Source organism: Maribacter sp. 4U21 (assembly GCF_002742365.1).
In the GTDB taxonomy this organism is placed as follows: Bacteria; Bacteroidota; Bacteroidia; order Flavobacteriales; family Flavobacteriaceae; genus Maribacter.
This window is the reverse complement of record NZ_MDGN01000034.1, coordinates 26,999-53,384: the sequence shown is the minus strand read 5'-3', so window position 1 is coordinate 53,384 and position 26,386 is coordinate 26,999. Positions and strand designations below refer to the sequence as shown.

Sequence of the window (26,386 nt, the reverse complement as noted above, 5' to 3'; positions counted from 1 at the left end):
ATGGCAGGTAAGAAAAAATTATCAAGACGAGCTTTTCTGGTGAGAGGAGGTCTGGGCACAGTGGGCGTTTTAGCAGTAGGGACGTACTTGTTCAGAAACCCGATACGTAGGGAAATAGCGGGGATGGTGAATACGGCCGATGCTCCCTATCAAGGAAATACGGAAACTCCGATTATTTGGTTTGAGATAACCAAGGATAACAACGTTGTACTTCATAGTCCTAAAGTTGAAATGGGGCAAGGAACTTTTACAGGGTTAGCGCAAATAGCTGCGGATGAACTTGGAGTTGCTATGGAGCAAATGCAAGTAGTACATGCAGATTCCGCTTCGGGCAATATTGATGCTTTCGCTACAGGCGGCAGCACTTCAATTTCGTCGTTATGGATGCCGCTGCGTGAATTGGCGGCTACCATGCGCGTTATGATTGTAGAGGAGGCTGCGAAAAAAATGCAAGTTGATGTCTCAACCGTTTCTATTGATAAGGGGATGATTACAGCTGCGGATAAGACCATGTCTTATGCACAGGCTGTTAAAGGGGTCAGTGAATGGCAAATCCCCGAAACCCCAACATTAAAACCGGTATCGGATTACAAATTTGTGGGCAAACCTATTGCCCGTGTAGATTTAGAGGATAAGGTTTTTGGGTCGCCCATTTTTGGGATGGATGCTACGATGCCAGATATGCTTTACGGAGCTGTAGTGCGTCCTTCTAGGATAGGTTCGGTGTATTTGGGAGCTGATACTTCCAAAGCCGAAGCCATGCCTGGAGTGGTGAAAATAGTAAAGCAGGCCGATTTCGTAGGAGTAGTAGCCAATTCCTTAATTGAGGCTGAAAATGCCAAGACTGCAATACAAGCGGAATGGAAAAGTAACCAAACGCTTCAAACCGCAGATATAAAAGCAATGGTTACCGTTGGAAAGGGAAAACCTTTCGTCATCCAAAAAGAGGGGAATGCTCAAGCTGTTTTAGAAGAGGGAGAAAATATTATCGTTGCCGATTACTGGAGCCCAATCGGTGCGCATGCCCAATTAGAACCTAACGGGGCACTAGCCTTTGTTACCGAGGATAGTGCAACTATCATGATGTCTACCCAGGTCGTTAATTTTACCCGGAAAGAAATCGCGGATCGTTTGGGTTTTGAAGTGGAGCAAGTAAATATTGTGCCTACTTTCCTAGGAGGTGGTTTTGGAAGAAGGCTTCACACTCCAAATGGCATACAGGCAGCCGTTTTGTCCAAGGCTGTGGGCAGACCCGTTAAATGTTTCTTTACCCGAAAGGAAGAATTTCAAAACGATACGTTTAGGCCGCCCACCCACCATATCATGAAAGCGAAGTTATTACCGGACGGACTGGTTGAAGCTCTAGAGCACAATGTGTCTAGTGGCGACGTAGCCTTTGGGTCCCCAATAGTCCCTAGTATAGCTGAACCTGTACTTGGTGCCGATTTAGGAGCTTGGCGGGGTGGATTGATACAGTATGGGGCCATACCAAATTATCGGGCTATTTCTTGGCGTGTTAAACTGCCTTTTGCTACTAGTTGGTGGCGTAGTTTAGGATTGCTGGCAAATACATTTGCAATAGAAAGTTTTATGGATGAACTGGCTATCAAGGCAGGCAGAAATCCTGCCGAATTCCGTTTGGAGCAGATACAGAACGATGAACGAGGAGACCGTCTGAAATCCGTTATTGAAGCCGTTGTAGAAAATGCTGGCTATACTGATGATGTAATCGATGGCAAAGCTATGGGACTTGCTGTTTCAACCGACACCAACACGCCATGTGCACAAGTGGTAGAAGTGTCCATTTTGGAAAATGAAATTGAAGTTCATAAGGTTACCTGTGCCATGGACCCCGGACTTGTAGTGAATCCGGACCAAGTGCGAGCACAGTGCGAAGGAGCTATTATCATGGGTATGAGCGCAGCCCTATTTGAGAAAATGGAAGTTGAAGATGGTGCCTTGACACCTACCATTTACGGACCTTATGAAATGGCGCTAATGAAACATGCCCCTAAAGAGATTGAAGTTGTGCTGCTTCAAGGTACAGATACTCCCGGTGCGGTAGGAGAACCTCCTCTAGGGCCCATTGGTGCAGCGATTGCCAATGCGGTATTCCGACTTACGGGACAGCGGTTGAGAGAAATGCCACTAAAATTAGCATAGCTTTTCTTTGGGACGAACCTTGGTTTATTAAGATGTTTTAAAGCTGAAATTACTAATGTACCGGGTAACTCCGATAAACTAGTTTTCCCCTTTTTTGGTCTTCGCTAGGTTCCGTATCATACCTCCAAAGATAAAATAGTGGAGCGGTACTATACTGTACCAATATAACCTACCTCGTAAACCTCGCGGTCTAAAGGTTGCCGTTTGATGTAAAACGTTGTTTTCATCAATTTTGAATTCTAACCATGCTTCTCCCGGCAGTTTCATTTCGGCGAAGAGTAAGAGTCGTTTACCTTTTTTATCGGCTAAAAGCACTCTCCAAAAGTCCAGTGCATCACCCGCAAAGATTTTATCAGGATGGGTTCTACCTCTTCTAAGACCAACACCACCTATCAATTTATCTAAAAATCCTCGGATTTTCCATAACCAATTACCATAATACCATCCATTGGTGCCACCAATTTTCCAAATGTTTTTCAAGACTTGTTTGGGGTTGTTTATCTTCACGGTCTGTACATCCTTAAGTACCCCAAATTTGGGTACCTGAATATACTTTTCAAGATTTTTATTAAAACGGCCACTTATCAGACTATCTTTCCAACTACTGACTACTAGATTCTGTTCTATTTTCACAAATGCCATGTCTATGGCCTCACGGTAGGTATGTGGGGTAATCCCTAAAAGATTGGCTAAGCGATTGTCTTTGGCAACCACCTCAATTTTCATGCTATCCACTAAGTTCAAGGCCAAGGTATAAGAAGTAGAAGTCACGAAATATAACCAATAGGAAGAAAGCTTCGGTGTCATGACCGGGACGGTATAAATCCAATTTTTAAACCCTCTAGCATTGGCATATTGATGCAACATTTCTTTATAAGTAAGAATATCAGGGCCGGCAATATCAAAAGAATCGTTGTAAGTTTCTGTATTCCCCAATACTCCCGTTAAAAAGCTAATGACATCTCTTATGGCTATAGGTTGTGTTTTGGTCAATACCCACTTTGGGGTAATCATAAAGGGTAATTTTTCGCATAGATCACGAATAATCTCGAAAGAAGAACTTCCGGAACCTACTATGATGCCCGCCCTTAAAACCGTGAGACTAAAATTGCCTTGGTAAAGTATTTCCTCTACATTTTTGCGTGACCTTAAATGCTTGGAAAGATTGGCATCATTTACAATTCCACTGAGATAGATGACTTGTTTTATACTGGTTTCTCGGACATAGGTATTAAAGTTTTCAGCGGTCTTGGCCTCCATTTCATCAAAATCCGTTGTTGAGGTGCTCATGGAATGAATTAAAAAGTACGCCGCATCCAAATCCGTAGGAAGTAGTCTAGGTTGTACTTCTTTTAAAAAATCGATCTCGACTATTTCTATTTGACCCCGAGTTTCAGCATCTACGGACAAGCGTTCTGCATCCCTTACGGCACAGACCACCTCATGCCCTTGTTTTAGTAGTTGGGGAAGTAGTCGCATGCCTATATAGCCATTGGCTCCTGTCAAAAGTATTTTCATTACTTGGGGATTTTAAACATTTTATAAATCATCAACAGAAGTCGGGGCATTGTCCGCCTTATAACCCAAAAGCTTCTTAAAGAACTTTTGTACCGCTTTGGTGTCGCTTTCCACTTTAATAAAATAGTTGTCACGATATATGGAATAAACCGATGCTTGACCCTTGTAAATGGTAAGCTTATAGTAAGGTATGACCAATGCAAAAGTTTCCAATAAAGACCTGAACCGCACTATAATTCCTTTTGGTCGTATTTCAATATTACAAGTATCTCTATTGTTGTCCAAAATCAGGAGGTTTCTAATTTCGACACTTGTTTCTGTAATAATTAGTTTTGGAGAACCAATGCCACCCATTGTAAAGCGCTCTTTTAAGGTAAAAGGTTTACCTACGGCTTCATCAATTTTTTTGGTTATCGCTTTATTATTGTAAGATACGTTTACTAACATTTTGCATTTTTCCTTAAAGTTAATAAAAGGGAAATCGATACCTAAGGGAATAGCGCAATAAGTGCAAAAATGATTAGTTTTGCAGCCTTAATTACCTGTTTTATGACTATTCAAGAAGTACTTAGTGCCAACGTAAAGAAAGGGATATCCGAGCTTTATGAAATAACGTTGCCCTCGGTAGAATTTCAGCCTACACGTAAAGACTTTGAGGGTGATATTACCATCGTGGTTTTTCCCATGTTAAGGCATATCAAAGGAAATCCTGTTCAAATAGGGGAGCAGATAGGTGCTTTTTTGAAAGAAAATGTGACCGCTGTTTCAGATTATAACGTCATTAAGGGTTTTTTGAATATTGTTATTTCCGATTCGTTTTACGTATCCTACTTTGATACCATTAGAGCGGAAAGAGATTTTGGTCTGGTTACGGCGTCGGACGATGCGGTCATGGTCGAGTATTCTTCTCCCAATACCAACAAACCTTTACATTTGGGACATATCCGAAATAATTTATTAGGGTATTCAGTGGCCGAAATTTTGAAGGCTTCAGGTAAAAAAGTATACAAGACACAAATTATAAATGACCGAGGAATTCATATTTGTAAGAGTATGCTAGCATGGCAACGGTTCGGTAATGGAGAAACACCGGAGACCACAGGCATCAAGGGTGATAAGCTAGTTGGTAATTATTATGTTGCTTTTGATAAAGCGTATAAGGAGGAGATAGCGACTATGGTTGCCGAGGGAATTGATAAAAAGGTGGCCGAAAAAGAGGCTCCCATACTTCTTTCGGCGCAGGAAATGCTATTAAAATGGGAAGCTGGTGATGAGGAGGTCGTGTCCCTATGGAAGACAATGAACGGTTGGGTCTATAAAGGATTTGATATTACCTATAAAAACCTGGGCGTAGATTTTGATACGCTTTATTATGAGAGTGATACCTATTTACTGGGTAAGGATGTTGTAGCGGATGGACTCGACAAAGGAGTTTTCTTTAAAAAAGAGGACGGTAGTGTTTGGATTGACCTTACGGATGAAGGTCTGGACGAAAAAATTGTACTGCGTTCGGATGGTACGGCCGTTTATATGACTCAAGATATTGGTACCGCCATACAAAGAGTAAAGGACCATCCGGATATCAATGGCATGGTATATACGGTCGGGAACGAGCAGGATTACCATTTTAAAGTACTGTTTCTAATCTTAAAGAAGCTTGGGTTCTCATGGTCTGAGAAGTTACATCATTTAAGTTATGGAATGGTGGATTTGCCTAGCGGTAAGATGAAGAGTAGGGAAGGTACCGTAGTTGACGCAGATGACCTTATGGAGGACATGACCAAAACTGCAGGGGCTATCTCAAAGGAACTGGGTAAGCTAGAGGATTACTCCGAAAAAGAGAAAGAGGAGCTGTATAAAATGATTGGTCTAGGCGCCTTGAAATATTATATTTTAAAGGTAGATCCTAAAAAGCGCATTTTGTTCGACCCGGAAGAGTCGGTAGATTTTCAAGGAAACACAGGACCTTTTATTCAGTATACCTATGCCAGAATCCAATCCATACTAAGAAAAGCCAATGAGACAGGTGTAGACCTAACAATGGTACCTGATGCCGCACTGATCTTGCATCCAAAGGAAAAGGAATTGATCAAACAATTACAGCAGTTCCCTGATACCATTCAATTAGCGGCAGAGAATTACAGTCCGGCCTTAGTGGCCAATTACACCTATGATTTGGTCAAGGAATTCAATTCCTTTTACCAACAGGTTTCCATTTTAGGTGAAACAGATTCCGCGAAAAAAGTGCTTCGGGTTCAACTTTCCCATAAGGTCGGGGAAACGATAAAAACGGCATTTAGCTTATTGGGGATAGCAGTTCCTGATAGAATGTAAAATAAAACGCCACTCTAAAGAAGAGTGGCGTTTCACTAACCAACCATAAAATGAACGCAGGTACGTCCATACTCTTATGAAGCTTACGCCTCCAAAGTCTTTTCGCTTTGTGATACCGCTAAACCATATATAACTAGACCAAAGCCGATTTTATTTATTGCGTCTCCAATGTTATATACTACATTCAGATCTAGACCTCCAAAAAGCCCTTCATACCAACCTGGAGTTCCTGCCATATAGCCTATTGGATAAATTGCCCAGCCCACAAGTACAAACCAACATAAAGTTTTGTGAGCCTTCAATACGGATCCACCAGCTTCCACTGCCAATTTTTTCGCCTTTCCTAACCAGATATCGTATACAATTACAAAATAGGCTATTCCAGAAATTAAGCCCCATAACCAAGCTTGGTCCCTGTATACGGCTTCTCCTAAATATCCGGTGACCAACATAATAACCGATAATGCGATTAGTCTCCACATTAAGGAAGTTTTTGCGCCTGCCACTCGTAGAATAAGGAAAAATTCAACACACATTAACGGTACCGTTAAAATCCAGTCTACATATCTAAAAAAGGTTGGGGATTCTGCGAAACCAGACCAGTAATCCCTCATATACCAATAGTGAACGGCTGCAATAAAGGTAATTAAACCAGAAACCAATATTGAAGTACGCCATTTCCTATCAAAACTGTTCATTGAAAGAAAGAAGAAAGCAGAAGCGGCCATCATGGCCATGCAGCCCACGAAGAATGTGAACCCAACATAATCATCTGTAGCCAGTTTGGCCACTAGAGAAAAAGAACTCATTAAATTTTCCATAATTTTTAATTTTTTTTATTTTGTTTAGGTAAATTTATAAAAAGTTAAACACTTATTGTTTAATTAAAATGTTAAATGTTTAAACAAAAGTTTAAATAATTATGATATATGAAAAAAGAGAGCACTGAAAATATCAATTTGAGCAGTTTTATAATAGTAGCTACTTTTTTCGCTCTTTGGGTGGCCGTATTTTTTGAACCTGCTATAGAGGATGTTTTAGCTTATTTTTTGATTTTAACTTTTGGTATCCTTCATGGAGCCAATGATATAAAGTTGCTTCAAAAAACGAACGTGGCCATCAATACCAAAATCGGTTTTGTGACCACTTTGGTTTATTATATACTTTTTGTAGGCACAAGTATTTTGTTCTTCTTTTACCTTCCTTCTATTGCTTTGTTACTTTTCATTATTTTTAGCGGATACCATTTTGGAGAGCAGCATTGGGTTTCAAAAATAACCGGACAATCTTTTTTCAATTCGGTGCTATTTCTGGTGTATGGTCTGTTCGTCCTGTTCTTGATTTTTAATGCGCACGCTATCGAGGTTTCCGCAATTATCACTGAGATTTCTGGAAGGAACATACCTCTGGGTTACTATGGTTATGCACTAAAGTTTTTTGGAACGGTAACCATATTAATTGTTGCTTTTGGTTACTTTAGAAAAACGTTGTTGTTCAATTTTCCTAAGCAGGCTTTTTACTTATTGGTCTTGTACATCGTATTTCATACGGCTTCTCTCTTATGGGCATTTGCTATATATTTTATTTTATGGCACTCCATACCATCTATGGTTGATCAAATCAAATACTTATATGGTAATTTGAGATTGACCAACGTTAGACGTTATGTGCTGTCATCGTTACCTTACTGGACGATATCAGTCCTTGGAATAGGTATTATACTCTTTCTGTTTAGGGCAGAGGTGAATACGTCCTTGGCTCTATTTTTCTCTTTTTTGGCAGCTATTACTTTTCCTCACGTGTTGGTTATAACAAGACTGAATAGAAAGTAATGTTCAGGTTCAGCTAGAAATACACCCTAAAACTGGCATTTGGGGTTACCCCTAAAGAAACCCGCTGAATTTGCTCTATCTCATTAGCATCGCTCAAGCGATAGTAGGTGTTCAATGTATTTCTTCTATTGGTAAGGTTTAGAATAGATGCGCCAAATGAGGCTTTAATTCGCTTATTTAAATTAAAATCATAAATAGCGGAGGCATCCATCCTAAAATATTCGGATATACGACTACTATTGGGCTCCCTGTAATTAATCTCATTGGGAAAAACAGTCGTATCGATAGGATTGTCTTCGTCCGGTTCCGTAAAAGGTCGCCCGGAGCGGTAGTTCAATCCAAAGCCTATCTTAAGATTGCCGTAGGTGTAATTTCCGGCAAGGGTTATGGCGTGTCTTATGTCTAAATTGTTGGGGAAACTTGGTGGTTCCAAAGTTTCAAAAGTATAGTTGTTCAAGTTATAGGTATAACTTAACCATGCGCTATAATAATTGTTTTTTTTATTGATCAGTACCTCAACACCCTTATTGGTATATGCGCCTATTTCACCGTTGAACTGACCCTGATTCTGAAATCCTTGTGTATTTACGTTGATTCCTTGTACTTCTTTAAAAAAACCTTCTATACCAAAGTAAAAGCTATTCTCGTCATAGTTAATACCAAGCGAGGCCTGTTTGCTTGTAGTGACCGGTAATGTAGATTCATCTGCTAAAACCCAACGGCGTTTTTCTATGCCTAAGAAATTCTGTTCTAAATCTATGATTTGGTTGGTGCTCTGACTCTTAAATTCGCCTAACAACTCCGTCTTAAAATGAGGTGCCAATTCATAACTTATATTTAACCTAGGCTCCAAACGAAGCTTTTGAAACGTATTTACGTTTTCTATATAATTTAGCCTAGCACCCGCCCTAGCTACCAGTTTTTGGTTCGCAGAATTGTAGTTCATTTCAGAGTAAAGCGAGTGCGTGTAAACCACTCCTTTAATATCACTTATGAATGTTGGTTCGTTTAATTCGGTTGTATTTTGAATACCTGTTTCAACTACTTGATAGCCGTTTGTCCATTGCAGACTTTCATTAAACTTGTACTTTGTGCTTAGTTTGGCACTCTTTTCTACTACACGATTATTCTGAACGAGACGCTGTCTGGCCTCGTTAGAAATACTCAGGGCATTTAGACGGTATCTAGTGTAATAAAGATTTAGGTTTGATGAAAACCTATCCGTCCAGTCGCTCTCTAGCGTTCCTCCAAAAGAGAGATTGGTCTGATCTAAATTACTTTCTATAGAACGGTTACAGGTTTCATTGCTCTCTAAGTAATCCAATCTATTATCAATACTTATTAGACTTAGACGCACTCTTTGGTATGGATTAATATCGTAGAGCACTTTTCCTGTAAAATCATAAAAGTAGAAATCACTATCGGTCTCTATTTCACTGTCTTGGAATGCTTTTTCCGAAAAGTTATTGTATGTTGGTGTATTCAAAAAGTCCGTGTAGGAACGTCTGCCAGAAAACTGGACGGCTAAATTTTCCTTAATCGGAATTTGGGCATAGGCATCTCCACTGATCAAATTAAAACCGGCTCCTCCAAAAATGGTAGTTTCAATCTTGTTTTTTGTTCTCATGTCCAAAACGCCGCTGACTCCATCACCGTATGTTGCACTAGTTCCATTTTTTATTACCGATATTTTATCGGTCAGATAGGGGTTAAACGCTGATATTAATCCAAAAAAGTGACCGGATTGATACATTTTTATCCCATCCCACAGAATAAGGTTTTGGTCATTTGTACCTCCTCTGATATTAATGTCGGATACCGTTTCGTCAACACTTCTAATACCGGGAAGTGCCTGTATAGTTTGGAGAATATCAGGTACAATAAGTCCAGGTAAGATTCCAAATTCTTCAGTGTTCAGTTGCACGCTTCCATCTTTTAGTTTGGCCAAACCGTCCGTTAGGAATTTATAGACGATAACCTCGTCCAATTCTTGATAATTCTGCGCAAGAGCTAATATTTTGCATGGTTGGGCTTGCACAAGTTCCTCTGCCGTAATAAATAAGGTTTTAAACCCCAGATGCTTCACTTGTATTATGGACTTCCTAGGAATATTCGTAAAAGAGAAGGAACCTTCTGAATTGGTCACTGTAGCAACGGTACTCCCTAAGACCTGTACAGAAGCTCCGGGAATGGTATTACTTTCATAGTTGTCCAGCACCTGAGCACAAATATCTACGGTGGTGCTTTTGGAAATGGAATAGTATCTACTATTTAGTTTTTCAATCTTTAATTGGGTTTGCTTTCTAATGTCATTTAATATGACCTCTAGGTTGGAATCGTTCGGAAAGGAAACACTTATTTCTTTTAAGTCCTCGTCTACGTAAGAAAACTTAATGCCATAGGTAGACTCTAATTCCTGTATTAGCGTGGTGACCGCAATTTTAGAACTGGCCGTATCTTGGGCTTTACTATTGCCCCAGAAGAGTAATAATAGAAGAGAGAGTAAATAGGATGTGAGCGTATTAAGGTGCGCTTTCCCCATAGAACAGCACTTTATTCCCCTCTAATTTAAACTTTATCTGAAGAGGAACACTGATACTTCTAAGGGCAAGCTCCTTATCCGTATTACTAAAGGTTCCGGTGAACAGCTGTGCTGTATCTATATTTTTTGTTTCAATGGTGGTATTGTGCTGACGTTCAAATTCATTAAAAACATATGAAAGCGGAATACTTTTAAAAGTACTTTCATTGTTTAACCAAGAAGGTGTAGTATTTACAGCAACTTTGGACTGGGTAATTTTCCCGTTTACGGATAGGAAGGAGTTGCCTGCAGGTAATATTATTTCTTTACCGTTATAAGTAACGCTTACTATGCCCTCGTAACAGGTGGCCTCAAAGAAGCCCTTTCTGTTTTCAACATTAAATTGAGTTCCGAGAACGCTAACCGCTCCTTGGTCTGTGCTTACCGTGAATTTTTTTCCTTTGGCCACTTTAAAAAATGCCTCTCCCTTTAAGGAGATATTTCTTTCTTCATCCCAGTTCTTTTCACTATATGATAAGTGCGAATCTGAATTTAGGATAACCTCAGAGCTATCGGGAAGCATAATTTCTTTACTTTCCGCATATTGGGTAGTTATAGTCCCGTCCAAAGTATTCAGATAAAAGTAAGAACCTGCTAATAGCACAGCAACTGCGGCCGCAATGCGTAAAAAGCTTTTGAAAGGAGTTATGCTAACCACCTTAGGCCGCTTTTGAGCACGACGCTCTCCAAGTTGGGCCCAAGCTTCCTCTACATTATAATCAGGTGCCTCTATCCTTTCAGAGGAATCCATAATTTTCTTGTAAGTAGCATACGCTTCAGATTGCTTAAACTCTTTGAATTCTGCATCTGTAAGCTCATTATTCAGCCATTTTGCTAAGTAATTTTCTTGCATTAATTCTAGCTTTATACTTTAATAACAACTTAATTTTAAAAAACCCTACTTTCTTTTGGAAAAATTATTTTTATCAACCATCAACCATCAACCATCAACCATCAACCATCAACCATCAACCATCAACCATCAACCATCAACCATCAACCATCAACCATCAACCCTTGTCCTGAGCGTAGTCGAAGGAATCAACCATCAAATCCCATCAATCTTTTCTCGTAAACTTTTTAAGGCCAGGTGCATTCTTTTTTCGATTGCTTTGACACTTACTCCTTCTAGCTCCGCAATTTGGGCGTATTTCATTCCATCAATTCTATTCAATAAAAAAGTGGAACGTTGATTTTCCGGTAGACTGTTTAACGCCATTTCCAGTTTTTCTTCAAACTCGCGCTCCTCTAATAAAAATTCTGGGGTCTCGTTTGTGGTTTTTAGGGTTTTATTCGCATACTTTAAACGAACTTTTTCTGCCTTGATAACATTCAAGTATAGATTGTTCGCTACAGTGTATAGATATGATTTTGCTTTTTGCGGAGGAACCTTAGTGCAATTTTCCCATAGTTTTACAAAGGCTTCCTGAACCGCATCGTGGGCTTTTTCTTCATTTCCGTACTTATAAAAAATATGATTGAAAATAGTTTTGGCGTTTTCTTGGAATATAGTGCTGTATATTCTCTCTTCGCATACGTCCTTGTTGAGGTCTACTTCCAAAAGTTGGGTTTTTTTCAAAGATATTTGAAAAAAATTAAAAAAACGGGTAGGGTTTTTTTAGAGTAGGTTGTTTTAGGGTGGTACGAACTAATAATACCAAATCGTTATGAAAAAGTTTTTGAATTATGCAGCGTATATAAGCTTATTTGTCGTTGCACTGAATTTTACGTCTTGCCAAGATGAATTTGAAGAGATAAACACAGGAGAGGAGCCACAAGCCATAATGGCAAATTCCTCAACAGCTACCCTCGTGAAGAACACATCCACTAATGACGGCTCTTTTGATAATATAGTAGACGGAGCCAGTTGTTTTGATATTAAGTTTCCCTATACCGTCACGGTAAACGGAATTGAACTGACCATAGATACTAGGGAAGACCTTCATATAATAGAGGAAATTTTTGACGCTATCGATAATGATGAAGACTTTTTAGAAATTCTCTTCCCCATTACGATTACTACCGGAGATTTCACGGAAATTACTATAAACGGTATTGAAGACCTGAGGGAACTTGCTGCGCAGTGTAAGGAAGGTGGAGAGGATGATGATATTGAATGTATAGACTTTGTTTACCCAATGACCTTGTTCACTTTCGATATTAATCTGCAGCAAACGGGAAGTGTCTTAGTGGAGAGTGATAGGGATTTAAGAAGGTTCTTTGGAGGTCTTGACGACAATGACCTTGTAAGTTTTGACTTTCCTATTTCTTTGAAATTGTATGATGGTACTACGTTAGAGGTCAATAGCAATGAAGAACTGGTTAGGGCCATAGAGAATGCGAAAGATGCTTGTGACGAAGATGATGATGATGATTACAATGATGATGATTTTGATGAAGAGCGTTTGGATTTCTGCTTAACGGAGTGTCCATGGTATGTTAAGGAGATAAGACGTAACGATGTAAAGCAAACTGCGCAGTATATAGACTATATCTTCGATTTTATGGAAGATGGTACCGTAAATGTAAAGGATAGGGCAGGTATGAATGTTACAGGTACTTGGGAGTCTAGAGTAGGTGATAACGGAGCCGTCCTAGTGATGGAATTTGAAACCTTGGTAGATTTTACCTTAGAGTGGCAAGTTTACGAAATAGATGACCATAGAATAAAGCTCTTTAACGGCGAAAGCAATAGAATCGTAATGAAGCAAATTTGCGAGGAAGATGTAGTGCCTGCAAATCCGGATACATTGCGAGAAATCCTTAGGGAGTGCGAATGGATCATCAAAAAGGTGAAGAACCAAGGTGAGGAAATTGATAGGCTATTAGGTTATGAGTTTAAGTTCATGTCGGAAGGGGTGCTAACCCTTAGTAACGGAATGAATACTTCCGAAGGTACGTGGGAAATAGGTTTTAACGAAGAGCAAAAATTAGTTATGGCCATTACCATGGGAGATGAACCTGGAGTTAGCTTTGAATGGCCCGTCCGCGATTTAGCGAACAAGAGACTAAAGTTTGAAGTTGAAGAAATAGGTTATGAATTAGTACTCGAACGTAATTGCGATGATAACGAGGATGACCGCATTGTTCCCCAAATAAGGGAGGTTTTGATCAATGGTGATTGGAGCGTAACTACTTATATAGAAGGGGATATTAATAAAACCGAGATTTATGGAGGTTATAGCATTCAATTGATGGAGGACCACCAAATTTCTATCAAAGAGGGTGGAGAAGCTTTTGGCGAGGGACTATGGAGAGTATTCAGGAATAGTGAAGAACGATTAAAAGTGTATTTGAATTTTGGAGCTAACATGCCTTTTGACGAATTAACCGATGATTGGTTATTTGTCTCAATGACCAGCGTTAGCCTTGAACTAATACGCTTAAACGAAGATGGTACAACAGACATCTTGATTATGGAAAGATAAGAACATCCAAAAATACACCGCCAGCAGTAAAGAGTTGGGCCTCGTTGGTGGTGTTGATGGAGGTTTATAAAAACTGGGAATTTTCATGAAAATGTAACACCTTTTTTGCCCCACATCCCAGAGAAAGAGCACCCTTATAGCGGGTGCTCTTTTGTTTTTCAGATTTTAGCCTACTTCTTAGAGACTTACAACTGATATTCTTAAATTTGTTCTCCTTGTAAAATCTCAAAAAAAGATGTTTGATAATTTAAGCGAAAAGCTAGATAAAGCCCTTCATGTACTCAAAGGACATGGGCAGATTACGGAGATTAACGTAGCAGAGACCACTAAAGAAGTACGACGCGCTTTATTGGATGCCGATGTTAATTTTAAAATAGCCAAGGAATTTACCAACAGGGTTAAGGAGAAGGCACTTGGTCAAAATGTCCTAACGACCTTACAGCCGGGCCAGTTAATGGTTAAAATCGTAAAGGACGAACTGACCCAACTCATGGGTGGGGATTCTGAAGGGATTAATCTATCAGGAAACCCTTCGGTGATTTTAATGTCCGGACTCCAGGGTTCTGGTAAAACCACATTTTCCGGAAAACTCGCCAACTTCCTTAAAACTAAGAAATCTAAAAATCCATTATTGGTTGCCTGTGACGTTTATCGTCCTGCGGCAATAGACCAGTTGCACGTAGTCGGGGAGCAGATAGGGGTTGCCGTGTATTCGGACCGCGATAACAACGATCCTGTGGCAATTGCAAAGGCCGGGATAGCAAAAGCCAAATCAGACGGACATAATGTGGTCATCGTGGATACAGCAGGTCGTTTAGCTGTTGATGAAAAGATGATGGATGAGATTTCCAATATCCATAAGGCCATTAGTCCTCAAGAAACACTGTTTGTCGTAGATTCTATGACAGGTCAAGATGCCGTAAATACGGCCAAGGCCTTCAACGATATTCTGAATTTTGATGGTGTTATCCTGACCAAGTTAGATGGTGATACGAGAGGTGGAGCGGCTATTTCCATTAAATCCGTTGTAGATAAACCCATTAAATTCATTGGTACAGGAGAAAAGATGGAGGCGATTGACGTGTTCTATCCCTCACGTATGGCCGACCGTATTCTGGGTATGGGAGACGTAATTTCTTTGGTGGAAAGAGCGCAGGAACAATTTGATGAAGAAGAAGCGCGTAAGATTCAAAAGAAGATCGCCAAAAATAAATTTGGTTTTGATGACTTCTTAAGTCAAATACAGCAAATTAAGAAAATGGGGAATATGAAGGACCTTATGGGTATGATACCCGGTGCCGGAAAGGCCCTAAAAGGTCTGGATATTGATGATGATGCTTTTAAACATATTGAAGCAATAATACATTCCATGACCCCGGATGAGCGGTCCACACCTTCTAAGTTAGATGCAAGCCGTAAAAAACGCATAGCCAAGGGAAGTGGTAGAGATGTAAAGGAAGTGAATCAGTTGCTTAAACAATTTGATCAGATGAGTAAGATGATGAAAATGATGCAAGGCGGTGGCGGCAAGAAGATGATGCAGATGATGCAGAATATGCGTTGATTTGTTAATAGTTAGGAAAAACTTTAAAAAATAAAATGGAAATTCTTGACGGTAAAAAAGTATCTAACGATATTAAATCAGAAATTGCTGCCGAAGTCGCAAAAATGAAAGAACGGGGAGAGAAAGTACCCCATTTGGCAGCCATCATCGTGGGTAATGATGGTGCTAGCCTTACTTACGTGGGCAGTAAAGTGCGTTCTTGTGAGCGTGTAGGCTTTGAATCTACTTTAGTCAAAATGCCAAGTACTACCTCGGAACAGGAACTTCTGAAGAAAATTAACGAACTGAACGATGATGCCAATATTGATGGTTTTATCGTTCAACTTCCCTTACCGGAACAGATAGATACCCAAAAGGTGATTATGGCCGTTCACCCAGATAAGGATGTAGATGGTTTTCATCCTACGAACTTTGGTAAAATGGCTTTGGATATGAGTACGTTCATTCCTGCAACACCTTTCGGTATTTTAGAACTATTGGAACGCTATAATGTAGATACCAAAGGAAAACATACGGTTGTTATTGGTAGAAGTCACATTGTAGGTAGGCCTATGAGTATTCTTATGGGGCGTAAGGGATGGCCAGGGAATTCTACAGTAACGCTTACACACAGCCACACCAAAAACATAACACAGATTATATCCCAAGCGGATATTGTTATTTCTGCACTAGGAGTCCCTAATTTCCTAAAAGCGGAAATGGTGAAGGATGATGCCGTTGTTATTGATGTGGGCATCACCAGAGTTCCGGATGATAGCAGGGAAAGAGGATACTATATAACAGGAGATGTAGATTTTGAAAATGTAAGTAAAAAAGCATCTTACATAACCCCGGTGCCCGGAGGTGTAGGACCTATGACGATTGCTATGCTCCTAAAAAACACCTTGCTTGCAAGAGAAAGACACAGAAATAGAGAATAAAGCCCGAAAGGGCTTTTTTCATACCCCTTTTTAACATTTAAAAGTGTAACGTACAGTTTATTATATAGTCTAACGCGTAACTAAAATCAAACAATACCTTATGAATGGAAAATCAAGAATTTTAAGCGTAACTGGTGTAGCTGCTCTTTTTCTAGCTATTGGCTGCAAATCAGAAGTAAAAGAGGCTCCCGAGAAGGAACTGACATCCGGTATTCTCAAGGAATATATGGACACCTCAGTTGAACCTGGCAACGACTTTACGGGCTATGTAAACGGCACCTGGGTAAAGAATACGGAAATCCCGGCAGACAAATCGTCCTATGGAGTAGGCTATATTGTCCATGAAGAGTCAGAAGAGAATGTAAAGAAGATTATTGAAGAATCTGCATCCGGCGATTTTGAAAAAGGTTCTGATGAACAAAAGGTAGGAGATTTATTTCAGTCCTACATGGATATGGAGAAAAGAAACGAACTTGGCGTTACTCCATTAAAAGCTGAATTCGATAAGGTAGATGCCATAGGTAATTATGACGAATTGGCCACCTATTTTGCATACGCCAATAAGTACGGTATAAATGCCCCTTTGAGTTTGTTTGTTTATCAAGACCTTAAGGACCCCACCATATATACGGTCTATACTTGGCAGGCAGGTCTAGGTCTGCCAGATCGCGAGTATTATCTAAAAGATGACGAACGCTCAAAGGAAATACAAACAAAATATGTTGAGCATATAGAAAAAATGTTCGATTTGGCTGGTCTTCCAAATGGTTCAAAGGCAGCAAAAACGGTCATGGACCTAGAGACCAGTATTGCTTCTAAACATCTTGAAAAGGAAAAAACGAGGGACTTAGTGGGATTATATAATATGTTTCCGGTAGATACTTTAGCTAATATTATGCCCAAGTTTAACTGGACAAACTATCTTACCGAAGCTGGTCTTGCAGACCAAAAGAAGTTAGGAGTTCTTATGTTGGATTACACAAAGGCGTTGGATAAAATCATTACTTCAACCAATTTGGAAACTTGGAAAACCTATTTAAAGTGGAGTGTTCTAGATGCGAACGCCTCTCGTTTAAACGAAGCGCTGGACAAACAGAACTGGGAGTTTTATAGCAAGGAGCTTCGGGGCACAAAGGAACAACGGCCTATGTGGAGACGTGGTGTATCTACGGTAAACGGCACTTTAGGGGAAGTTGTGGGTAAAGTGTACGTAAAAAGACATTTCCCGCCAGAGGCAAAAGAAGATATGGAAACTCTAGTGGAAAACTTGCTTAAGGCCTATGAGGTCAGTATTAAAGATTTGGATTGGATGAGCGAGGCTACCAAAAAAGAGGCCTTGGATAAATTGAGCAAGTTCACACCTAAGATTGGTTATCCCGATGAATGGAAATCTTACGATATCGATATCAATCCAGATGATCTGTTCGGAAATCTTAGACGTTCTAGCTTAATGGAATATAACAGGGAATTGGCTAAGTTAGGTCAACCCATTGATAAAGACGAATGGGGAATGACACCACAGACCGTCAATGCGTATTACAATCCTACCATGAACGAAATTGTCTTTCCAGCAGCTATTCTTCAACCTCCGTTTTTTGATTTAGATGCAGAGGATGCGGTTAATTATGGAGCTATCGGTGCTGTAATAGGTCATGAGATAGGTCACGGTTTTGATGATATGGGTAGCACTTTTGACGGCGATGGGGCTATGCGTAATTGGTGGACAGATGCCGATAAGGAAGAGTTCAAGAAGAGAACGGGTGCTCTGGTAGAACAGTATAACGGTTATGAGGTTTTGCCGGACCTTAATGTGAACGGTGAGTTTACACTTGGCGAAAATATTGGCGATTTAGGTGGCCTGAGCATAGCACTTAAAGCTTATAAGATGTCCTTAGGTGAGAATGAGGCACCGGTTATGGACGGTTTTACAGGAGAACAACGCGTATTTATCGGTTATGCTCAGGCGTGGAGGAATAAAGCAAGAGATGAGGCCATACGTGTGCAGATCAGTACCGACCCGCATTCCCCAGCTGCTCTAAGGGTTAATGGTATTGTAAGAAACGTACCGGAATTCTATACGGCCTTTGATATTAAGGAAACGGATTCTCTTTACTTAGCTCCGGAAGAACGCGTTAAAATTTGGTAGTCCGTAACTAATAAATGATAAGTTTAAGCCTTCAGTCTTTGGATTGGAGGCTTTTTAGTTAGCCAAGTCTGGAGTGGTTATTCCTGTGGCCGTAGAATCTACAGGTTTCAGGATGTCTATATCATTACTGTCATCGTAATCACAACTTAAAAGCACAAACGCACAAAGCAAACTCAGGACAAATACTGTTTTTTTCATGTGGTGTTTTTTAGATTTAAATAGATAGACCTATTTACTTAAAACGCTTTAATCCTTAATTTCTTATTTGACGGTGAAAAAGAATACCGTACCTTTTAGGTAATGTTATCCAGTGTTGAACCAACGAAATTATTACCATGAAAAAATTATTGTTTAGTGTGCTAGCAGGATGTATTCTGTTAGTGAGTTGTGAAGAGAACAAAAAAGACCCTGCTATTTCCATTAATATTTCCTTTGATAATACAGCTAGTGAGACCCCTAAAGATGGTCGCCTGCTCTTAATGCTATCTAATAATGATGAGAAAGAGCCCCGTTTTCAAATTAATGATGGCCTAAATGGGCAATTGATTTTTGGGATGAACGTCGACGAGATGAAACCAGGGGATGTAATCACTTTTGATGAGACGGTTTTTGGTTATCCCTATTCAAGTCTAAGTGATGTGCCACCGGGAGAGTATAACGTACAGGCCCTGCTACATGTGTATGAAACCTTTAATTTGATTACCGGGCATACGGTCAAGCTTCCAATGGATAATGGTGAAGGTCAACAATGGAAGAGTTCGCCAGGGAATCTATACAGTAAACCCTTTAAGATACGAGTGGTGGATAAAGGCATTGAGAATGTTGCTGTGGTAATGGACCAGGTCATACCTCCAATTGAAGAGCCAGAGGATACGGAGTGGATAAAACACATTAAAATAAAATCCGAAAAACTTTCAGAATTCTGGGGAAGGGATATGTACTTGGGAGCCCATGTTCTTTTACCTAAGGGTTTTAACGAACACCCGGAGGCCGAGTATCCCTTGATGGTTTTTCACGGTCATTTTCCGGATGATTTTGGAGGTTTTAGAACAACGCCACCAGACCCTGAAATGAAGCCGGAGTATTCGGAGCGTTTTAATTTAGAGGGCTATAACGTTATACAGCAGCAGGAGGCCTATGATTTCTATAAGCGTTGGAACGAGCCAGATTTTCCAAGAATGATAATCATAGAAATACAGCATCCAACCCCATACTATGATGATTCCTATGCCGTTAATTCGGCAAGTCAGGGCCCCTATGGTGATGCCATTACCTACGAACTAATTCCACATATCGAAAAAGAGTTTCGTGGTTTGGGAGAAGGTTGGTCCCGCTTTCTTTATGGAGGCTCAACCGGTGGATGGGAAGCCCTGGCCGTACAGGTGAAATATCCAGAAGAATATAATGGATGCTTTGCTGCGTGTCCGGACCCAATAGATTTTAGAGCGTATTGCTTAACCAATATTTACGAAGATGACAACGCCTACTACTATGATAGTGCACATAAAAAATTAGCGGTTCCTGCGCATAGAGATTATTTGGGGAATATTCAATCAACTTTGATTCAAGGAAATCATCTAGAGCTGGTTCTGGGAGACAAGTCGCGTTCAGGGCAACAATGGGATATTTGGGAAGCCACCTATTCTCCTCAGGGAGATGACGGTTACCCGGTTCGTATTTGGGATAAGATGAGCGGTGATATTGATCATACCGTGGCGGAGTATTGGAAAGAAAATTACGACCTAAGACATATTCTGGAAAGGGATTGGGATAAACTTGGAGATGATCTTAAAGGTAAAATACATATTTATTGTGGAGATATGGATAATTATTATCTCAACAATGCCGTCTATCTCATGGAAGATTTTTTAGAAAATACATCAGAACCTTATTATGACGGGGAAGTACTTTATGGCGATAGGGCAGAACACTGCTGGAACGGTGACCCGGAAGAACCTAATGCAATAAGTAGGCTACGCTATAACAGCATGTATGTTCCTAAAATTATGAAACGTATTGCGGAGAGTGCACCGAAAGGAGCGGATTTGACTAGCTGGAGATATAAATAAAGGTCCTTAGTTTTGACAGTGTATAATCATTTATTTTTTAGATCATGGTAACAAATTTTGTTTCCTTAACTAAGGGTAATGAGTGAAAAAGAGATTCATGATTTTTTTGATAGAATAGATACGTTAGCAGCTAATACCAAACCTATGTTTGGAAAAATGAACGTGAATCAAATGATTTGTCACTGTACGGACCAAATTCGTTTGGCCTTGAATACCATACGTGCAGAGGAGTACGGTGGTTTAACGTCTAAGGAGGTCATGGTGCTGTCTAGTGCCGGAAAAACCGTTCCGGTGGCTAAAGGATTGGGACAGGTAGAGGGAGGCGGAACGCAACCGACTCATTTTAGAAACGACGTTGTTTTATTAAAACAACATATTTTGGAATTTTCTCAATTGGATAATGATTTTGTCTGTGGGCCACATCCTTATTTTGGTCAACTGAACAAAGCGAAATGGACCCGTATAACAGAGTATCACCTTAATTACCACTTAAGCCAGTTCAACGTATAAGATTGTACAAGCAGAAAGGTAATCGATAAAAAAGAATTAGAACATATGAAATACAGAAGATTTGGAAGAACGGATTGGCAAGTGAGCGAAGTAGGTTATGGTATGTGGGGAATGGCAGGGTGGACAGCTTCGGACGATGAGCAATCGGCAAAATCGCTGGATTTGGCCGTTGAAAACGGAGTTAACTTTTTTGATACCGCTTGGGGTTACGGTGAGGGACATAGTGAAGAATTACTAGGCGAGTTGGTCAAAAGACATCCCTCTAAAAAATTATATACCGCCAGTAAAATTCCTCCTAAAAATTTTCAATGGCCTGCAAAGCCGGAATATCGTTTCGAGGACTCTTACCCTGTGGAACATATCATGGATTTCACGCATAAAACCTTGAGCAATTTAGGAATGGAACAGTTGAATTTAATTCAGTTCCATACTTGGGACGATGGTTGGAGCGATAGGGAGGAATGGCAGCGCGCTATTGAGGATTTAAAGACTTCGGGAAAAATAGGAGCAATGGGTATTAGCATGAACCGCTGGGAGCCCGAAAATGGAATTAAAGCACTGAAAACAGGAAAATTGGATGCCGTTCAGGTTATCTACAATATTTTTGACCAAGCTCCTGTAGATAAATTATTCCCATTATGTAAAGAATTAGATTTAGGAATTATTGCACGGGTACCTTTTGATGAGGGTACTTTAACGGGAAACATTACAAAGGAGACCACTTTCCCAGAGGGCGACTGGCGAGGAACTTATTTTGTGCCCGAAAACTTAAATTCTTCCGTGGAGCATGCAGATGCGCTAAGACCACTAATTCCCGAAGGAATGACCATGGCCGAAATGGCACTCCGCTTTATTCTAATGAACGATGCTGTGAGTACAACCATTCCAGGAATGCGAAAACAACGCAATGTTTTGGCCAATACGGCTACAAGCGATGGGCAAGGGTTGTCACGAGAATTGTATAAAGAACTCCAGAAACATAGATGGGATAGGGAGCCTACGGAGTGGTCGCAATAATTAGGTGTTAAACGTATTTTTTAGTTAGGCTCGTTTACTTGGCAAATAGTTGTCCCATATCTTTGAAGGCTTTGAACTCCAATGCGTTACCGGCCGGGTCTAAGAAAAACATGGTGGCTTGTTCACCAACCAAACCTTGGAACCGCACATAGGGTTCAATCACGAATTTTACACCTTTGTTTTTTAACTCTTCTGAGAAAGACTCAAAAGTTTCCCAAGGTAGTACAACGCCATAATGTGGAACGGGAACATCATGACCATCTACAGGGTTATGATGTTGGTCCGTAGATTGAGCTTTAGGTTTATAGTGTATGACCAATTGATGTCCAAAAAGATTGAAATCTACCCAATGGTCGCTACTTCTTCCTTCTTCACAGTTCAATATTTCTCTGTAGAACGTTCTACATTCTGCCAAGTTGTGTACCGGGATGGCAATGTGAAAAGGAGTTACGGTGTTGTTCATGACAAGATGCGTATTTTATCGGTACATTAAAAGTAAGAGATTGTGCAGAACCTCACAATTACTTATTTAAAAATTCAACAATCTTTTCATTGACCTCGTCTTGATGCATGGAATGCCCTAACCCTTCAGTGCTAATGAATTCACTGTTTTCCCAACTGGCGTGGACTTGTTCAGAAGCATGGTAAGGCGCAATGACATCTAGTTTGTCATGGAATAAAAGACCTTTCTTAGTATTCGTCCGTGCAAAGCGAGAGGTCGAAAATTCTCGTATGGTAAAACCAAACCTATCTCTAATGTATTTTGCTAGTGCATTGTATACCCGCGTATTTAAACGTAGTAGACGTTGATAATGGCTCATGATTTCATGAAATTCCGAAGGAGAGCCAATGGTAACCATTTTCTTTACGTTGGCGTTGCTGTATTGGTATTCATTGTACAGCAAGGTCATTCCACCCACGGAATGGCCTACGAGATGTTTGGGATCGAACTTTGTGACAAGTTCTTGAAGTACCTGGGAATATAAAGGAACATAAAGGTATTTTCCTGAAGAATAGCCATGTGCAGGAGCATCAAATGCAATAATATTGTAACCTGCATTGGAAAGTTTTTCAATTAGTTTGTGCCATCTCCAAGTATTGCTTTCCCAGCCATGAACTAGCATTACGGTATCTCCGCTACCTTTCCATTCATAAAGTTGAATTTTATGGTCGGCTACAGTGATAAGCTCTTTTTTTTTAGGATCTAAATAGGTTTTCTGATGTGGAAGTATACGCCCCTTTCTTACTGTGCAAAATATATAGAAAGCCTTTTCTGCCGCTTTGGTTGGGTTAATCAAGGCCAATACATTAAGGGATATGCCGTAAAGTTTTGGAAGGAATTTGGCCAAGTGTTTTTTCATAAGGTTACTTTTTGTAACTTGGTTATTTATTGTAATCAAAAATACGTAAATGATTTGTAATCCCCACTGGTTACATAATTCTAATCTGGTATCGTAATGGAAACTATAATTGAAAATCAACAAGTTAGAACGGCAAAAAAATTAAAAAAAATGTTCGGTCATATCGATTATAGAAATCCGCCAGAATTATGTCCTGTACGCGATGTGTTGGCTTTGGCTTCTGATAAATGGAGTATTCTTATCATTCTATATTTAGGCTACTTTCCCGTGTTGCGTTTTAATAAGCTGAAAAAATATGTCTACGGTATTTCCAATAGGGTTTTGAGCGAACGCCTTAAGATGTTGGAGAACGATGGTTATTTGGTGCGTAAAATGTATCCCGAGGTTCCGATACGAGTGGAGTATAGCCTAAGCGACTTTGGCAAAAAATATGTAGAAAAATTAATTCAGTTAACGGAATGGATGCAGCTCAACAGTCCCAAAGTACTTCAGAATAAAGAAAAATTTCAAATAAAATAAAAATAGGTTTCAATTGCTGATAATTTCTTTTAAGAGACTATCAACCCTTGTCCTTAGCATAGTCGAAGGAATCAACCTTGTCCTGGGCGTAGTCGAAGGAATCAACCTTGTCCTGGGCGTAGTCGAAGGAGTCAACGATTAATCCCAACCAATCATCATATACTTTATTTTGGCCGTATCAGGAATTTGTACCGCTTCAATATCCGTATTGGCTTTGTAGCGTAAACTAGCTGGAAGTTCCGTTTTATCAATGGTGAAATAGATGTCATTATTCTTCAATAGAATTACCACGTTGTTCAGGGAGGTGATAATCTTTTTAATCTGATAGTGATCTTTAATATCCTTGAAGGTACTATTGATATTTATCCCATCATCGGTAATATACCTAGGGTCGTTAACCTTTACGTTTTGTACGGTTGGTATGCTGTCTGAATTAGGTGTTAAGGTTAAAAGGTGCGCACCGCCTTTTTCAAAAACCTTAATTTTACTGGCCCCACTTCCAAAATTTAATTTTACCGTATCCATAACTAGGGAATCTTCGGCATAGATGAGTTCTAAATCCCTGGCCAAAGTATTTTTATTCAGTTTTCCAACTTGGTCAGAAGAAACTATAAAGTTGAGGTCCTTTTCCTCTTTGCACTGCGTTAACAGCGCGCAAGAAAGAAGAATGATAATTGTTTTGATTGATTTCATGTACTACTATAATAATTTAAAATTAGCTGTGCTTATCATTTGGTTACTATTGCCTTTTTTCTGAAAAGGCGTAGCGAAAAATTTTTAACGCATTACTTTTTTCAATACTCCTAAAACACCCCTTATGAAGGTGGCACTCGTTAATACTTTGATTACGGGGTTTTGTCTAGTGCTTCTTCTTGTAGTGCTGCTTCTGGTCTTTGGCTTTGCCTTTTCCTTTGCGGCAAGAACTTCTGCTTTTTCAATTTTTTCATTTAAAATTTCATAGGCACTTTCCCTATCGATGACCTCTCCATATTTTTTCACGAGGCTAGACTTTTTAATGACATCCTTAAGTTCTTTTTCCGTAAGAATATCCATGCGGCTCATGGGAGCTCTTAATAAGGTTGCAGCTAATGGGGTTGGCCTACCTTTCTCATCTAGTGCAGAAATCAATGCTTCTCCAATACCAAGAGAGGTAAGGACTTCTTTGGTATTGTAATATTCCGAGATAGGATAATTTTCAGCCGTCAATTTAATAGCTTTTCTATCTCTTGCCGTAAACGCCCTCAAGGCATGTTGCACTTTAAGGCCTAACTGTGCTAATACTTCGTTGGGAACGTCCGTTGGGTTTTGGGTAACAAAATAAAGGCCAATACCTTTAGAACGAATAAGCTTAACAATACTCTCTATCTGGTCCAATAGCGCTTTCGAAGCTTCCTTAAAAATAAGGTGGGCCTCATCTATAAAAAGAATCAGTTCCGGTCTATCGCTATCACCTTGTTCAGGAAAATTAGCATAGATTTCTGCCAAAAGACTAAGCATAAATGTCGAAAAAAGTTTTGGTCGGTCCTGAATATCCGTTAGTCTAAGAATATTAATGTAGCCTCTTCCATTTTCGTCTATTCGGGTAAGATCGTCGACCTCAAATGACTTCTCGCCAAAGAACAGGTCTGCACCCTGTTGCTCTAGCTCAATTATTTTTCTAAGTATGGTACCTGTAGAACTGGTAGAAATTCGGCCATAGTCCTTTGTGAATTCCGATTTTCCGGCACCTGTGGCGTATTGTAAGACTTTTTTGAAGTCCTTTAAATCTAATAAGGGTAGCTTGTTGTCATCACAATATTTGAATACCACGGCAACAATTCCTTCCTGGGTTTCGGTAAGATCAAGAATTCTGGAAAGTAATGTGGGGCCAAATTCCGATACCGTAGCTCTCATTTTAACCCCGTCCTGCTCGGAGAGGGATAGTATTTCCACAGGAAAACTTTTCGCTTCAAAAGGAATTCCGATTTTGGTATGGCGTTCATCAATTTTTGGATGACCTGGGCTGGGTTGTGCCAAGCCACTTAAATCTCCTTTTAAATCCATTAGCAACACAGGGATTCCCTTGTCGGACAAATTCTCTGCCAACACTTGAAGTGTTTTTGTCTTCCCTGTTCCGGTCGCTCCTGCAATAAGACCATGTCGGTTTAGCGTTTTCAGTGGTATTTTGACCAGTGCATCTGTAATGGTATCTTCGCCAAGCATAGCGGCACCCATGGTAATGAAATCACCTTTGGTGGTATAGCCTTTTTCAATATGTGCAAAGAAATCTTCTTTGGAACCCATGATATTTATTTTTGATAAAAATAGCTGATTTCTGAGCAATACAAAAGCAGAAGTGCTCGGGGGTTATGAAATGTAATTAACACTACGTAAATTTTGATTTACGTTTTGTAGGGGGACATAAAACCTTCTCACTTAAAACTT

General features: G+C 39.9%; 22 protein-coding genes. 11 read left to right on the top strand and 11 right to left on the bottom strand.

Going from position 1 to position 26,386, the window contains the following annotated elements; genetic code table 11:
* A complete protein-coding gene (locus BFP77_RS06110; RefSeq protein WP_099573159.1) occupies positions 1–2,163 on the top strand; it encodes a xanthine dehydrogenase family protein molybdopterin-binding subunit in 2,163 nt (720 codons plus the stop codon).
* A 78-nt stretch (positions 2,164–2,241) separates the two neighbouring features.
* On the opposite strand, the gene BFP77_RS06105 is transcribed toward BFP77_RS06110, so the two are convergent.
* Complete coding sequence (locus BFP77_RS06105; RefSeq protein ID WP_099573158.1) at positions 2,242–3,681, bottom strand: SDR family oxidoreductase; 1,440 nt, start codon at positions 3,679–3,681, stop codon at positions 2,242–2,244.
* Between the two features lie 21 nt (positions 3,682–3,702).
* Positions 3,703–4,128 carry a hypothetical protein gene (locus BFP77_RS06100; protein ID WP_099573157.1) on the bottom strand — a complete coding sequence of 142 codons (426 nt, stop codon included), beginning with the start codon at positions 4,126–4,128 and terminating at the stop codon, positions 3,703–3,705.
* 102 nt (positions 4,129–4,230) lie between these two features.
* Here BFP77_RS06100 and argS point away from each other — a divergent pair, with 102 nt between their 5' ends.
* Complete coding sequence (gene argS, locus BFP77_RS06095) at positions 4,231–6,015, top strand: arginine--tRNA ligase (RefSeq protein WP_099573156.1); 1,785 nt, start codon at positions 4,231–4,233, stop codon at positions 6,013–6,015.
* A gap of 83 nt (positions 6,016–6,098) precedes the next feature.
* On the opposite strand, the gene BFP77_RS06090 is transcribed toward argS, so the two are convergent.
* The gene (locus tag BFP77_RS06090; RefSeq protein ID WP_099573155.1) at positions 6,099–6,836 is read right to left on the bottom strand and encodes a bacteriorhodopsin-like; all 738 of its coding nucleotides are present in this window, start codon (positions 6,834–6,836) and stop codon (positions 6,099–6,101) included.
* Between the two features lie 108 nt (positions 6,837–6,944).
* Here BFP77_RS06090 and BFP77_RS06085 point away from each other — a divergent pair, with 108 nt between their 5' ends.
* On the top strand, positions 6,945–7,847 hold the full coding sequence (locus BFP77_RS06085) for a Brp/Blh family beta-carotene 15,15'-dioxygenase (RefSeq protein WP_099573154.1): 903 nt from the start codon (positions 6,945–6,947) through the stop codon (positions 7,845–7,847).
* A gap of 13 nt (positions 7,848–7,860) precedes the next feature.
* Here BFP77_RS06085 and BFP77_RS06080 read toward each other — a convergent pair whose 3' ends face one another.
* The 3 genes from BFP77_RS06080 to BFP77_RS06065 all read right to left on the bottom strand — a co-directional run bounded on the left by BFP77_RS06080 (position 7,861) and on the right by BFP77_RS06065 (position 12,007).
* Positions 7,861–10,389, bottom strand: coding sequence for a carboxypeptidase-like regulatory domain-containing protein (locus BFP77_RS06080; protein WP_099573153.1), 2,529 nt, complete (start codon positions 10,387–10,389; stop codon positions 7,861–7,863).
* Positions 10,370–11,281 (bottom strand): FecR family protein, encoded by a 912-nt coding sequence (locus tag BFP77_RS06075; RefSeq protein ID WP_099573152.1) that lies wholly within the window; start codon positions 11,279–11,281, stop codon positions 10,370–10,372. The genes BFP77_RS06080 and BFP77_RS06075 overlap by 20 nt, the downstream gene beginning before the upstream one ends.
* 195 nt (positions 11,282–11,476) lie before the next feature.
* Positions 11,477–12,007: an RNA polymerase sigma factor gene (locus tag BFP77_RS06065; RefSeq protein ID WP_257212887.1), complete on the bottom strand. Its 531-nt coding sequence runs from the start codon at positions 12,005–12,007 to the stop codon at positions 11,477–11,479.
* An 88-nt stretch (positions 12,008–12,095) separates the two neighbouring features.
* Between BFP77_RS06065 and BFP77_RS06060 the strand changes: the two genes are divergently transcribed.
* From BFP77_RS06060 to BFP77_RS06045, 4 genes are all read left to right on the top strand, one after another.
* The gene (locus BFP77_RS06060; RefSeq protein WP_099573151.1) at positions 12,096–13,856 is read left to right on the top strand and encodes a hypothetical protein; all 1,761 of its coding nucleotides are present in this window, start codon (positions 12,096–12,098) and stop codon (positions 13,854–13,856) included.
* 235 nt (positions 13,857–14,091) lie between these two features.
* The gene (gene ffh, locus BFP77_RS06055; RefSeq protein ID WP_099573150.1) at positions 14,092–15,420 is read left to right on the top strand and encodes a signal recognition particle protein; all 1,329 of its coding nucleotides are present in this window, start codon (positions 14,092–14,094) and stop codon (positions 15,418–15,420) included.
* Positions 15,421–15,455: 35 nt separating this feature from the next.
* A complete protein-coding gene (locus BFP77_RS06050; RefSeq protein ID WP_099573149.1) occupies positions 15,456–16,340 on the top strand; it encodes a bifunctional 5,10-methylenetetrahydrofolate dehydrogenase/5,10-methenyltetrahydrofolate cyclohydrolase in 885 nt (294 codons plus the stop codon).
* A gap of 100 nt (positions 16,341–16,440) precedes the next feature.
* Positions 16,441–18,486, top strand: coding sequence for a M13 family metallopeptidase (locus BFP77_RS06045; protein WP_099573148.1), 2,046 nt, complete (start codon positions 16,441–16,443; stop codon positions 18,484–18,486).
* A 54-nt stretch (positions 18,487–18,540) separates the two neighbouring features.
* Here the strand turns inward: BFP77_RS06045 and BFP77_RS16940 are convergent, their stop codons facing one another.
* On the bottom strand, positions 18,541–18,684 hold the full coding sequence (locus BFP77_RS16940; protein WP_180272318.1) for a hypothetical protein: 144 nt from the start codon (positions 18,682–18,684) through the stop codon (positions 18,541–18,543).
* Between the two features lie 137 nt (positions 18,685–18,821).
* On the opposite strand from BFP77_RS16940, the gene BFP77_RS06040 reads away from it, so the two are divergent.
* From BFP77_RS06040 to BFP77_RS06030, 3 genes are all read left to right on the top strand, one after another.
* On the top strand, positions 18,822–20,555 hold the full coding sequence (locus BFP77_RS06040) for an alpha/beta hydrolase-fold protein (protein ID WP_099573147.1): 1,734 nt from the start codon (positions 18,822–18,824) through the stop codon (positions 20,553–20,555).
* 78 nt (positions 20,556–20,633) lie between these two features.
* Positions 20,634–21,065 carry a DUF1569 domain-containing protein gene (locus BFP77_RS06035; protein WP_099573146.1) on the top strand — a complete coding sequence of 144 codons (432 nt, stop codon included), beginning with the start codon at positions 20,634–20,636 and terminating at the stop codon, positions 21,063–21,065.
* A gap of 45 nt (positions 21,066–21,110) precedes the next feature.
* On the top strand, positions 21,111–22,082 hold the full coding sequence (locus BFP77_RS06030; protein ID WP_099573145.1) for an aldo/keto reductase: 972 nt from the start codon (positions 21,111–21,113) through the stop codon (positions 22,080–22,082).
* Between the two features lie 34 nt (positions 22,083–22,116).
* Here the strand turns inward: BFP77_RS06030 and BFP77_RS06025 are convergent, their stop codons facing one another.
* Positions 22,117–22,545 carry a VOC family protein gene (locus BFP77_RS06025; RefSeq protein WP_099573144.1) on the bottom strand — a complete coding sequence of 143 codons (429 nt, stop codon included), beginning with the start codon at positions 22,543–22,545 and terminating at the stop codon, positions 22,117–22,119.
* A 58-nt stretch (positions 22,546–22,603) separates the two neighbouring features.
* On the bottom strand, positions 22,604–23,443 hold the full coding sequence (locus tag BFP77_RS06020) for an alpha/beta fold hydrolase (protein ID WP_099573269.1): 840 nt from the start codon (positions 23,441–23,443) through the stop codon (positions 22,604–22,606).
* 96 nt (positions 23,444–23,539) lie between these two features.
* On the opposite strand from BFP77_RS06020, the gene BFP77_RS06015 reads away from it, so the two are divergent.
* Complete coding sequence (locus BFP77_RS06015; protein ID WP_099573143.1) at positions 23,540–23,962, top strand: winged helix-turn-helix transcriptional regulator; 423 nt, start codon at positions 23,540–23,542, stop codon at positions 23,960–23,962.
* Between the two features lie 138 nt (positions 23,963–24,100).
* Here BFP77_RS06015 and BFP77_RS06010 read toward each other — a convergent pair whose 3' ends face one another.
* Both BFP77_RS06010 and BFP77_RS06005 read right to left on the bottom strand, forming a co-directional pair.
* Positions 24,101–24,655 carry a hypothetical protein gene (locus BFP77_RS06010; protein WP_099573142.1) on the bottom strand — a complete coding sequence of 185 codons (555 nt, stop codon included), beginning with the start codon at positions 24,653–24,655 and terminating at the stop codon, positions 24,101–24,103.
* A gap of 84 nt (positions 24,656–24,739) precedes the next feature.
* Positions 24,740–26,245, bottom strand: coding sequence for a helicase HerA-like domain-containing protein (locus tag BFP77_RS06005; protein ID WP_099573141.1), 1,506 nt, complete (start codon positions 26,243–26,245; stop codon positions 24,740–24,742).
* Between the last annotated feature and the right edge of the window lie 141 nt (positions 26,246–26,386).